Raw genomic sequence first — 12110 nt, forward strand, 5'->3', positions numbered from 1 at the left:
GGGCTGTCGAGCATCGCCTGGCCGACGACCGAGCCCTTGCCCATCACGAGGTTCAACACACCCTTCGGCAGGCCGGCACGGTGGAGGATGTCGACGATCGCCCATGAACTGCCGGGCACCAGCTCGGCCGGCTTGAAGACGACGGTGTTGCCGTAACAGAGCGCCGGCGCGATCTTCCAGGCGGGAATGGCGATCGGGAAGTTCCAGGGCGTGATGATGCCGACGACACCGACCGGCTCGCGGGTGATCTCGACGCCGATGTTGGGCCGGGCCGACGGCAGGACTTCGCCCGCCAAACGCAGGCATTCACCGGCGAAGAAGTCGAAGATCTGGCCGGCACGCACGGTCTCGCCGATGCCTTCGGCGAGCGTCTTGCCTTCCTCGCGCGACAACAACTTTCCGAGCTCGTCCTTGCGGGCGAGGATCTCGTCGGCGGTCTTCCGGAGGATCGCGTGGCGCTCGAGAATGCCGGAGCGCGACCAGGCGGGAAACGCCGCCTTGGCAGCGGCGATCGCGGCGCGGGCATCATCGGCAGACGCACGGGCATATTCGCCCACCACGTCATTGGTGTTCGAGGGGTTGATGTTGGCGACCCCGTCGCCACCGATCCATTCGCCGGCAATCAGGTTCTGGTGCAATGTCATGGTCGGTTCCATTCAGATCAACTGACGCGCCGCAAGATTGCGCATCAAGTGCGATGCACCAAAAGTCCAGGGACTGCACTCGGTCGACAATCGCACCGTGTTGACCAGTGATCCCAGCTGGGCATTTGAGATTGTCACGACATCACCGAGCTTGTGGGTAAAGCCCTGGCCCGGGACGTCACGATCTTCGACGGGAGCAAACAGCGTGCCCATGAACAACATGAAGCCATCGGGGTATTGGTGATGGGCGCCGATGGTCTGACGTACCAGATCGAGTGGATCGCGACTGATCTCTTTCATCGAGCTCCTGCCCATCAGCACATAGCCATCCTCGCCTTCTATCCGCAGATCGAGGTCGGCATTGCGCACGTCGTCGATCGAATAGCTCTCATCAAACAGCCGAATGAACGGCCCGAGCGCGCAGGAGGCATTATTGTCCTTGGCTTTACTAAGCAAAAGCGCCGAACGCCCTTCAACGTCGCGCAAGTTCACATCGTTGCCGAGCGTCGCTCCCTTTACCCGGCCCTTGCTATCCACGGCGAGTACGACCTCCGGTTCCGGGTTGTTCCACCTCGATATCGGGTGCAGCCCTACCTCATCACCATACCCAACTGCCGACATGACCTGCCCTTTGGTGAAGACTTCGGCGTCAGGACCGATTCCGACTTCGAGGTACTGTGACCAGACGCCCTCTTCGATCAAGGCCTCCTTGACCTTGGCCGCTTCCGGCGAACCAGCCTTGAGGTTGCGCAGACTGTCCCCGACAAGCACCGTCACGCGTTCGCGGATTTTGGAGGCGAGGTCGGGGTTTCCTGCGGCCCGCTCCTCGATCACCCGTTCGAGCATCGAGCGGGCGAATGTCACGCCGCAGGCTTTGATTGCCTGAAGATCACATGGCGCGAGTAGCCGGGGCGCCTCGGAGACCCTCGGAGCTGCCCCGAGAACCTCGGCCAGCTCGCAGATCGCCCTTCCCTCTCGTGCCCGGACGAACCCGACAGGATCATCCATCTCCAAGAGATCACGCATCGTTGGCGCTTCTTTTGTCGTGATGTCGAACACCACGCCGGCCCTGACTGTCACCAGGACCGGCCCCTTCTCCTCCGACAACCACACACGACCGACGAAGGTGCCGCTCCTATCGAGTTCCATATGTCTCTTCCCATTCCAAACTCATTGAACCAGTCAGCTCCTGGCCGTCTTCAAGTATCTTCAGGCCTGGCCGGCCCACGAGGTTATGTGCGTCTACTGGGTGGGAAACCGGCTCAAAACAAAAGAAGTCCGCCTTGGCGTCCGGCGAATAGAGCAGCGCATAAGCAAGATTGTCGGAGGCCGAGATCCTGACGGAGACCGCTCCCTCTCCTTGCGTGATGACCGCCTCTCCAGCCCACCCGCCGAAGGCGTTGTTGATCCACTGGTCAGGTAACGCCCGCCCTTGGTCGAAATTCCAATCTGGAACTTCGCAAAGCTTTCGCCGACCTGTCGGCAAGTGTTCCCTGTCCTCCAGCCATACCTCCGTGGCGCGAAATTGCAGCCGCGTGCCCGCATTTCGCGGAAACCACGGATGGAAACCGACACCGAAGGGCAATGGTTGTCCCGACAGGTTTTGAACCGTGAGCTTTGCTTCCAGCTTTTCGGTCCCAAGGGTGAAGACCTGTCTTGCCAGATAGCGAAATGGACCGATCTCCCCATCGCATTCGAGTTCGGCGGTATCGCCGTTGCGAGCAAGCAATCGCCAGCACCGCTGGAAGCCGTCCCCGTGAATAGGGAATGGCTCGCCGACAAGGTTAGCTGGAATGCGATGAAACACACCGTCATGTTCGAAACCGCCGCGTGAGATGCGGTTCGAGAATGGAACAAGCACATTACACCCCAGTTCAAAGGGGCCATCTTCCATTCGGCCATTCCACGGCCTGAACACAGGAAGCCACTCGCCTGACGGATGCCGTACATCAAGATGTGCGATACCACCGCCAAGTGTCGGTATTAGCTGCAAGTGCGCCTTGCTGTTCTCGACATTGATCCGCTCGACAATCATCTACCAACCGCCGTCGATGGCGAAGTTCTGTCCAGTGATCATGTCCGAAGCGGATGAGACAAGGAAATAGACGAGTTCCGCTACGTCCTCAGGCTTAACACGTGTTTTCAGGCATTGCCGCTCGAGGACCCAATCGTTGTATTCCTGAAGCCGGTCGGCAAATACCCGGTTCTCTGCTTCAGAAACCACCGCTCCCGGCGAAATCGCATTGACGTTGATCCCGAATGGCCCGAGTTCGCGAGCCAAGGATTTCGTCAGACCGATCATTGCGCCCTTCGATGCCACATAGGGCACATAGCCGTCCCATTGGCCATTGAGCGTAATGGAAGCAAAATTGAGTATCTTGCCGCGTCCTTTGCGTTTCATCAGGTCGGCGCAGGCTCGAACCGCTGCAAATGCAGCCGACGAATTGACGCGGATCTGGTCCTCATACTCCGCCAGACTGAATTCCTGGAACGGCTTATTGATTATGAGCGCAGCGTTGTTGATCAGGATATCGATACCGCCTGAGGCTTCGGATTCCTGCCGGATGACATGCTCGGATCGCTCAAGGTCGTTCAGATCGCATCCGAGAAAACGCGCATTTTCACCGCGACTTTCCGTCAGACCTGACGCCTTGAGGTCAGGACGGTCGAGCACGATGACCGTTGCGCCTTCCGCGGCGAGTTTACTGGCCTGGGCTCGACCGAGCGTGCCTAGTCCACCCGTGACAAGCGCCACTCTTCCCTGAAGTGGTTTCATGTGCGTTCCCCTCAAAGCACGGACTGGACTTCGTCGATCGACGTTTCGCTGACGCGCTTGTCGAGCACGATTTGCCCCCGCGCCATGGCGACCACCCGATCACAGGATTCGAAGACGTGGTGCATGTTATGGCTGATGAAGATGCCGGTGACGTTCTGTTCCTTCAACGAGCGAACGAAACCAATGACTTTGTTCGTTTCCTTGACCGAAAGATGGTTCGTCGGTTCGTCAAGGATCATCACCTTCGACTTGAAATGCATGGCACGGGCGATCGCCACACCCTGTCGTTGGCCGCCTGAGAGTTCGCCAACCAAAGCGTCAGGCGAGCGCAGATGAAGATCGACATCTGCGATGGCCTGCACGCTCTCCTCGCGCATCTTGCGGATATCCAGAACGCCGAGGCCGAAGACGGAGTATTTGAGCGGCTCGCGACCAATAAACAGGTTTCGCGCGATAGACATGGTCGGGACCATAGAGTTGTACTGATAGATAGTCTCGATCCCGAGCCGCATGGAGTCGCGCGGGCTCGATATCGCAGCCTCTTTTCCTTCGACAAAGATACTGCCTTCGTCCTGCTTCTGGACACCGGAAAGGATGTTGATGAGTGTCGACTTGCCCGCGCCGTTGTCGCCAATCAGACCGACGGCCTCGTTGCGTGCGAAGTCGACCGAGACGCCTTTCAGAGCATGGACGCCTGAATACCATTTGTGCAGGTTCCTGACGGATACAATAGAACCGCTCATGGCTTAGACCTCCACCTTGATCGATTTTGCCCGCTTGCGAAGCCAGGAATTGGCGACGACAGCAAAGATCGTCAGCGACCCGATTGCAAACTTAAACCAATTGGCGTCGACCTGACTGAGAATGAGACCGTTGTCGATTACGCGGATGAGGATGACTCCAATGATACCGCCGAAGACCGCCCCAACACCACCGTTCAGGGCGGTGCCACCAATGACGGCTGCGGCAACCGCTTGCAGTTCCATGCCCTCGCCAATCGAGGGCAGCGGCGAACCCAGGCGAAGCACCTGAATGAGCCCGGCAAAGCCGCTCAACACCGAGCAGAGAATGAAGCAGGCGATTTTGACGCGCGCAGTCGGGATGCCGAGGGCGTCGGCGGCCGGCAGAAAACCGCCGGTCGCTCTGATCCAGTTGCCGAAGTTCGTACGGCTCAGGAGCAGCGATACGAAAACAGCAATGACCAGAAACCAGAGGAACGACATGCGCAGCAGTTGGCCGGGCCCAACAAAACTGGTGAAGAGCCATGTGGGGAGATCAGCCGGCAAGAGTGGCGGAAAGCCGCCCGAGATCACGACCGTGAGAGATCTGGCGACAAACATCATGCCAAGCGTGGTAATAAAGCTTGGGATCGCAAAACGAATGGTCAGATAGCCATTCAGAAATCCAATCGCCACACAGACGAGAAGGCCCGCGATCAATGCTAATGGGAACGAGATCCCCGTAGCCATCAAAACGGCCATCGTCATCGGCATCAGCGCGAAAACGGCGCCCACAGAAAGATCAAATTCTCCGCAGATCATCAAAACAGTGACGCCGATCGCAACCAGCGCCATCTCCGGGAGGATCCCAAAGAAGCCTCGCAGGTTATCAAAGCTCAAGAAGACGCCTCCAGACCGGATCTGGAAGAGAACTACGAGCAGCAAGAGTAGAAGGAGCGCCGCCAGTTCCGGCTTCTCCATGTAGATTTTCAGCATTCTTTTCATCGCATGCACTCCCGTGCGGCAGGGCGGCTCGTTTCGCGGGCCTGCCGGCCAAATTCACTGCTTTGCGCGCCGTTCTCCGACGCGCAAAGCACATGCTTCATCGACAGGTTGTTTTCTCCGCAAACCATGAGATTTTTGGAGATGCCGTCTACCGCAGGCCCTGTGCTGAGAGGTCCATGATGTTGTCGGCATCAGCCGGACGGACGATCCCCTGCCCGGTATCAATGTCAGCCGGGGCGAGGCCAACATTCTTGGCGAGATAGACCTGCATCACAGGCATGAAACCCTGCATGTATGGCTGCTGATCAACCTGCACCTGCACGTAGCCCGTCTGCATTTGCTGGACGACTTCGGGCACCAGATCGAAGCCGCCCAGAAGTACCTGGCCAGGCGCGACGCCACGGTCCTTCAGCACCCTGGCTACCGCGGCATGCCAGAAGCCTGTATCGAAATAGGCGGTGGTGTCGGGGTGGGCATTCAGATAGGCGCCGACACGATCTGACGTGACAGCAAGGTCCGTTCCGCTATCGATCCGTTCCCAAGAGATTTCTCGACCGGGGTTGGCAGCCTTAAATTCCGCGAGGAATTCCATCACGCCCTGTCCGCGTGCCTCGGACCAGTTCTGGCCTGGCGCGGAAATTCCGACCAACACTTTGATCGGTCCCTCCTTCGGAAAATTCTCCGACATAGCCTTTCCAAGCGAGTACCCGGCGCGCCGGAAACCCTGGCCGACGAAAGCAGCGCGCGCATTTCCTTTCGCTCCCTCGCTGTCGTCCACGTTGACGCCGATGACCTCAACGCCGTCCTTGGCGGCCCGAGCGATGACGTCGTCAAACGCCTTGTCATCCACGATCGAGGTCAAGAGTGCGTCGGGCTTACTCGCCAACGCAGCTTCCATATTGGAGAGCTGTTGCTCAACAGAGCCCTCGGTCTGCGTGAACACCATCTGGCAACTTGCGCCGATCTTCTCACAGGCGTCGTCGAACCCCTTTTTGACTGCCTGCCAGAATGTATTCGACGCCGACGAGTGATGCGTGAAGACGATCTTCAACGGTTCCGCCGATGCGCCGAGCGCGGTCGAACCGAAAAGCGCCAACCCCAATGCACTCCCAATCAATATTGTTCGCATGCTTGCTCCTCCTTAAGCTGCAAAAAAAGAACTCGGACTTAGTCCCCGCTCGAAATGCGACGGGACACGGTAAATGCCTTTTCGAGGTCGGGATTAAGCTCCATGCCGAGACCGGCACCTGGCGGCACTGTGATCATCCCGTTTCGAACTTCCGGAAGCGCCGTAACGAGATCGCGATACCAAGTCTTGTAGAATGCGCGAACGCTCTCCTGGACCAACGCGTTGGGTGCGTTGAGCGACAGGTGCGTCGATGCGCAAAGAACGACCGGCCCGGTGCAGTCATGCGGTGCCACGGGGAGATGCCACGCTTCCGCCATCGCCGCGATCTTACGGGCCTCCGACAAACCGCCACACCAGCTGATATCCAGCATGACCACGCCAGCGGCGTCGGTCTCCAGGAGGTCGCGGAAAGCCCATCGCGAACCCAACGTTTCCGACGCCGAGATCGGCGCAGGCGAGACGGCTGCATAGCGCTTGAGGCTGGAGAGGCTGTCCATCTTGATGGGATCCTCGTGCCAGAACGTTTGATACGGCGCGAGCGCTTTGGCTATCTGCATTGCCGGCAATAGCTGCCACATCGAATGGAACTCGACCATAATATCCATGCGATCGCCAACGGCGTCGCGGATCTTTTGAAATGGCACCAACGCCGATTTCAAATCGGGCATCGAAATATACTGACCGCGCGACTTTTCCGCTGCGATGTCGAACGGCCAAATCTTCATTGCCGTAATCCCCTCTTCCAAGAGGGAAAGTGCCAGTTCGTCGGCACGGTGAAGGAAGCCGTTGAGGTCGTCGTAGTTGCGGGTGCCGGCAGACGACAGATCGTAGTTTGCGGTCGTCTGACCGGTTGCCTTTTTGATGTACTCTGTACCCGCACAGGTGTTGTACGTGCGGATCTCATTGCGGCTGAAGCCACCGAGCAACTGTGCGATCGGCTGGCCTGTCGCCTTTCCGAAGATATCCCAGAGCGCAATGTCGAACGCCGAATTGCCACGCACCTCTGCACCGGACGACCGAAACCCGAGATAACCAACCAAGTCATTTGCGAGAAGATCGATCTGCAGCGGGTTTCGCCCGATAACACGTGGGGCGACGTACTCGTGGATGTAAGTCTCGACGGTTTCTGCGCCGAAGAAGGTTTCTCCAAGCCCGGTCAAACCCTCATCGGTATGGACCAGCAGCCAAAGCAGGTTCGGCCGTTCCGCAACGCGGACCGTCTCAAGTCTCGAAATTTTCATCAGGTTGTCCTCTATGCAATTCCGGCCGCGAGCAGCGCTTTTGCGCTCTCGTCGAAATGGCGCGCCATAAGCTGGCTGGCGGCTTGCGGGTCGCCAGCAAGGATTGCCTCGGCCAACTCGATATGTATCCGGTTCATGGCATGCCGCTCGGCGTCGGACGCGCGGCTGCGCCACCCGATCGGCCAGGTCTGCCGGGAGACCCCCTGGAACGCGCCGACGATTATCGAAAAGATCGGGTTCTTGGAGGCGCGAGCGATCTCCAGGTGAAAGGCAAGGTCGCTTTCCATGACCTTGTCCGCATCAGCGAAATTGGTCTCCATCGCTTTCGCATGGCTGAGGATGATGCGGGCTTCCGCGTCGGTTCGGCGAAGTGCAGCCAGGGTCGATGTTCGCATCTCTATCGTTCGGCGAACGTCATAGACCTGGTTGATGTTGATCTGCGCCGTGTGCACGCCGTGCTCGATCATCAAAGACATTGCGCCATGATCGAGTTGGGCCACCGTGGCACGCTTTCCGACGTTGAGATCAATCAGCCGCATCGTGGCAAGCGACCTGAATGCTTCACGCACCACCGACCGGGACACGCTCAGTTCCTTCGACAGCGTGGCCTCGCTCGGCAGTCGATCGCCCGGACCAAGTTCGTTCGCCCGGATGTGCTGAGTAATGGCGCCGATAGCGGTGCTGACGAGATTACCTCCTGCAAGCTGCTCTTCGTCGACCGGCGCTACACTCATTTTCGTCTCCCAGTTTGATAAAACCTGTCGGACAGGTTGAATTGAACCGAGTCATAGTTTATGGACAAGCTGTGTGTCAAGAACCAATTTGAGAACAGCACGGAGGGTCTATGGAAATCGAAGTTGACGTGGCTTTCGCGGCGGAAAATATCGTTGGTGAGAGTGCAGTCTGGGATGATCGAGCGCACAAGCTTTGTTGGGTCGACATCGTGGGAAAAGCGATCCACCGGCTCTGCCCGATCACCGGCAACCATGAAAAGTGGAGTTTCCCCGACCTGATCACCTCAATCGGCCTTCGCAACGACGGCGGCGCGATCGTCGGATTGCGGAAATCAATCGCGTTATGGGAATTTGGAGGTGAGCTTCATGTCGTGGCCGAGGTCGAACGAGAGCTTCCGGGAAATCGACTGAATGAAGGCATCGTCGGACCAGACGGGGCTTTCTGGATTGGCACGATGCAGGACAATATCGCTGCCGATGACACGCCGCAGGCGACAACTGCAAAAGCAGGGAGACTCTATCGGTATTCGCACGGGGCATTGCATTCGGTTTCGGAGGATCGGTTCGGAATTACAAACACGCTAATATGGACCGACAATGGTCGGCTCATCACGGCAGACACGGAAGACAATGTGATCTACAGCTATGCCCTCGATGCCAATTCCTGGGCGCTTCACGACAGGCGATCGATCCTTTCGGGTTTCGATCGGGGTCTTCCGGACGGCTCTTGTATGGATGCTGAAGGCTTCATCTGGAACTGCCGCGTCGCCGGCGGCGGTTGTGTGGTTCGGTTTGCCCAGGACGGTAAAATTGACCGCGTTGTCGATCTACCCTGTTCATGGCCCACCAGCTGCGCGTTTGGCGGACCAGGCTTCGATACGTTGTTCGTTACTTCCGCTCGCTTCACGATGAGCGACGAGCACCTTGGCCTCAATCCGCAAGAGGGCGCGGTTTTCGCGGTGCGCACGGGTATTTGCGGGTTACCGGCCAACCGTTTCAGTCAATGACAGTCTAAATTGCCCCAAAAGCATATACGCGGGCTTCAAGATAGATCCTCAACGCAGCCAAGGGCGTGTGGCTAAAGCGGGAGAAACCAGTGCTACAGGATACGCTGATCGCTGTTAGGCCGAACTCGCTGCATGACACAGTCCAGTATCGTCGTGAACGATGAAACGTGCGAGCCTCGACGTTCCCGACGATACATTATGCACGCCGATGTGGACGGCTGCTCGCACATTCAGGCCGATGTGATTCAGGCGGCCCCGAAGATCGAATGCACAGGATCGACTGGCTGGGCTGCCGGAACACGACGACAAGCCCGAAATCCTGGAGGTCGATCGCCTCACCGTTGGCAGCACGAAGCTGCCGAAAGGTCGTCATCGGTGCAAACCTCTCCTTTGATCCGCGGGGGCAGATCGACCTGCCCGGGATCCCCAGCCCATGGCCGTACTTTTCCGTTGGACCGATTTCCTAGATCCATGAATTCAGGTATTTCCTCCTGTCCTCCCTGAAGGCGCGGGGACAATCCCTCGGGAGTTGGCTGGTATCCAAGCCGGTCAGTTCTCGCCAAGCGTGTTCGAACTTCGAGCTTGCAGACTGCCAGGGGGGCATGGCCTTTGTCGCAGTTACCCGCGCCAAAACAGGGCCACCTGCCCTTTCAACTGTTACGATTACGCTCCGGTGCCTGTCGTTTTCTGCGATCCCGTCCGCAACCGATCTCCCGCGCGCCACCGCCTGGCTGTCGCTAGCATGAAACGCTCCGGTGTGGTCGCGATTGACCGTCCCAAGAAGATGAATGTGAAAGAGGTATCGGCGCATCTTCGTACTCGAACACCGTCATGGCTCTCTACTTCTTAGCAGTTTCTAAAGTTCTTTGCGCGTGACAGTTGCGTGACGCGCGCCTCGCCGCCTGGTTGCTTTGTCGGGGCGCGACCATTCGTTCATCTGTCGTGTTGAAATACGAGGCCGCTCGTGCCGCCTGATGCGGCGCCCTCAGGGGCGTGACTTGCGTGCCTAAGTTCCAGCGAGATCCCCGAGACTCTGCTCGACGATGTCGAACATCTCGTTGATCTCCCCCCTTGTGATGATCATCGGCGGGCAGAAAGCGATCGCGTCTCCGATGTTGCGGGAAATCAGCCCGTTCTTCTGCAATAGGGCCGCCGCCCGGGCGCCCATAGTCCCCGTCGGTGCGCCGTCGGCAGCTTCGAGTTCCAAGGCCCCGATCAGGCCGACACCGCGCGCCTCGACCGCAAGTGGATGCCGTTCCAGCGCGTTGAGGCGCTCGAGAAAATGCGGGGCCAGCCGGCGCACGTTTCCAACCAGGTCGCGCTCCTCGATGATCGCCAGGTTTTCCAGCGAAACGGCGGCGGCGACCGGATGGCCACTTGCCGTATAGCCGTGACCGAGTACGCCGATCCCTTCCGCCTCGGAGGCGATTGGCTCGTAGACGCGCTCGTTGATCATAAGCGCCGAGATCGGCTGATAAGACGAGGAGAGCTGCTTGGACACCGTCATGATATCGGGGCGGATGCCGAAGGTTTCCGAACCGAACATGTTGCCGGTGCGGCCGAACCCGCAGATTACCTCGTCGGCGATGAGCAGAATGTCGTACCGGTCGAGGACTTCCTGGATGGCGGCCCAATAGCCTTCCGGCGGCACGATGACGCCGCCTGCGCCCATCACCGGCTCGCCGATGAAGGCGGCGATCGTCTCCGGTCCCTCCTCGAGGATCATGGCCTCCAGTTCCTCGGCACAGCAGCGCGAAAAGGCGAGTTCGTCCTGGCCGGGTTCCGCCCCGGTTCGATAATGGGGGCAGGTCGTGTGGAGGATGTTCGGCAGCGGCAGATCGAACGAACGATGATTATTGGGCAGGCCGGTCAGACTGGCGCTTAGCGCCGTCACGCCATGATAGCCCTTGATCCGCGAGATGATCTTCTTTTTGTCGGGCTTGCCGAGCGCGTTCGAACGATACCAAACGAGCTTGATCGCCGTGTCGTTCGCCTCCGAACCGGAATTGGCGAAGTAGACCTTCGACATCGGCACCGGCGCCAGGGACACCAGCTTTTCCGCCAGATCGGCAACCGGGCCGTGCGATTTTTGCGAGAAGGTGTGATAGTAGGGCAACTGGCTCAACTGCTTGCGCGCGGCCTCGACGAGGCGCTTTTCGCCGAAGCCGACGGCGACGCTCCAAAGCCCCGCCATGCCCTCGATGTAGCGCTTGCCGCTGTTGTCGAAGACGTGGATTCCCTCCCCGCGCTCGATCACCATCGGTCCATCGCGCTCCAGACATCGGGGATTGGTATAGGAATGGAGATGATACGCCATGTCCCGCGCTTCGGTGGAATTTGGCTGTGCGGTCATCGGCGTCTCCCTGCTGCAATCTCAAAGCGTGATATCATAGGTAATCCAATCGGTGCGTGACGCGACCCGGTCATAGAGCGTTCCTGCACGATAATTGTTGTCGCGCGTGATCCAGCGGATGGAGGACCAGCCACGTTCGTGTCCGATGTCGGCGACGGCGCGGATCAGAGCGGCGGCAGCACCGCTCCCGCGTGCCTCGGGCGCAACGAAGAGATCGTCGAGAAAGCCGCCGCGTACCGCAAACAAGGGCCGGACATATTCGCGAAAATGCGTCAGGCCGATCGGGTTGCCGGCGCCATCGAGCGCGAGGCGGCATTCGAGCTGGCCATCCCGGATCCAGCTCCAGACCCGATCGCGCATTTCGTCGGTTTGCTGGACGCCATAGAAGGCGGCAAACCCCGCATGAAGCTTGTTCCACGCTGACCGATCGCTCTCGCCCGCAGTGACGATCGTGATGTCACTCATAGTTGCCCCCAACCCAGGGCGGGCGAACTACCCACCC

The 12110-nt window shown here is 58.9% G+C and carries 13 protein-coding genes; 1 reads left to right on the forward strand and 12 read right to left on the reverse strand.

What is annotated here, in order from left to right; genetic code table 11:
- The 9 genes from AC3WWH_RS30225 to AC3WWH_RS30265 all read right to left on the reverse strand — a co-directional run.
- On the reverse strand, positions 1–644 hold a 644-nt coding region (locus tag AC3WWH_RS30225; protein WP_492377423.1), incomplete at its 3' end, for an aldehyde dehydrogenase family protein.
- Positions 645–656: 12 nt separating this feature from the next.
- On the reverse strand, positions 657–1793 hold the full coding sequence (locus AC3WWH_RS30230; RefSeq protein ID WP_058320712.1) for a fumarylacetoacetate hydrolase family protein: 1137 nt from the start codon (positions 1791–1793) through the stop codon (positions 657–659).
- Positions 1780–2679 carry an aldose 1-epimerase gene (locus AC3WWH_RS30235; RefSeq protein ID WP_063891423.1) on the reverse strand — a complete coding sequence of 300 codons (900 nt, stop codon included), beginning with the start codon at positions 2677–2679 and terminating at the stop codon, positions 1780–1782. The genes AC3WWH_RS30230 and AC3WWH_RS30235 overlap by 14 nt, the downstream gene beginning before the upstream one ends.
- Complete coding sequence (locus AC3WWH_RS30240; protein ID WP_058320715.1) at positions 2680–3420, reverse strand: SDR family oxidoreductase; 741 nt, start codon at positions 3418–3420, stop codon at positions 2680–2682.
- Positions 3421–3431: 11 nt separating this feature from the next.
- A complete protein-coding gene (locus tag AC3WWH_RS30245) occupies positions 3432–4163 on the reverse strand; it encodes an ATP-binding cassette domain-containing protein (protein WP_058320716.1) in 732 nt (243 codons plus the stop codon).
- A gap of 3 nt (positions 4164–4166) precedes the next feature.
- Positions 4167–5144, reverse strand: a complete 978-nt coding sequence (locus AC3WWH_RS30250) for an ABC transporter permease (protein ID WP_058320717.1) — start codon at positions 5142–5144, stop codon at positions 4167–4169.
- Between the two features lie 148 nt (positions 5145–5292).
- Complete coding sequence (locus tag AC3WWH_RS30255) at positions 5293–6273, reverse strand: sugar ABC transporter substrate-binding protein (protein ID WP_058320718.1); 981 nt, start codon at positions 6271–6273, stop codon at positions 5293–5295.
- 38 nt (positions 6274–6311) lie between these two features.
- Positions 6312–7514: a mandelate racemase/muconate lactonizing enzyme family protein gene (locus AC3WWH_RS30260; protein ID WP_058320719.1), complete on the reverse strand. Its 1203-nt coding sequence runs from the start codon at positions 7512–7514 to the stop codon at positions 6312–6314.
- An 11-nt stretch (positions 7515–7525) separates the two neighbouring features.
- A complete protein-coding gene (locus AC3WWH_RS30265) occupies positions 7526–8248 on the reverse strand; it encodes a FadR/GntR family transcriptional regulator (RefSeq protein ID WP_058320720.1) in 723 nt (240 codons plus the stop codon).
- Positions 8249–8358: 110 nt separating this feature from the next.
- Here AC3WWH_RS30265 and AC3WWH_RS30270 point away from each other — a divergent pair, with 110 nt between their 5' ends.
- Positions 8359–9255 (forward strand): SMP-30/gluconolactonase/LRE family protein, encoded by an 897-nt coding sequence (locus tag AC3WWH_RS30270; protein ID WP_058320721.1) that lies wholly within the window; start codon positions 8359–8361, stop codon positions 9253–9255.
- A gap of 463 nt (positions 9256–9718) precedes the next feature.
- Here AC3WWH_RS30270 and AC3WWH_RS30275 read toward each other — a convergent pair whose 3' ends face one another.
- The 3 genes from AC3WWH_RS30275 to AC3WWH_RS30285 form a co-directional block, all read right to left on the reverse strand.
- Entirely contained in the window at positions 9719–10066 is a 348-nt protein-coding gene (locus tag AC3WWH_RS30275; RefSeq protein WP_492377424.1) for a DUF6894 family protein, read from the reverse strand.
- Positions 10067–10261: 195 nt separating this feature from the next.
- A complete protein-coding gene (locus AC3WWH_RS30280) occupies positions 10262–11608 on the reverse strand; it encodes an aspartate aminotransferase family protein (RefSeq protein WP_058323962.1) in 1347 nt (448 codons plus the stop codon).
- Positions 11609–11629: 21 nt separating this feature from the next.
- Positions 11630–12073 (reverse strand): GNAT family N-acetyltransferase, encoded by a 444-nt coding sequence (locus AC3WWH_RS30285; RefSeq protein WP_058323963.1) that lies wholly within the window; start codon positions 12071–12073, stop codon positions 11630–11632.
- Positions 12074–12110: the final 37 nt, after the last annotated feature.

This window comes from Ensifer sp. EB106-03-01-XG145, from assembly GCF_058792075.1.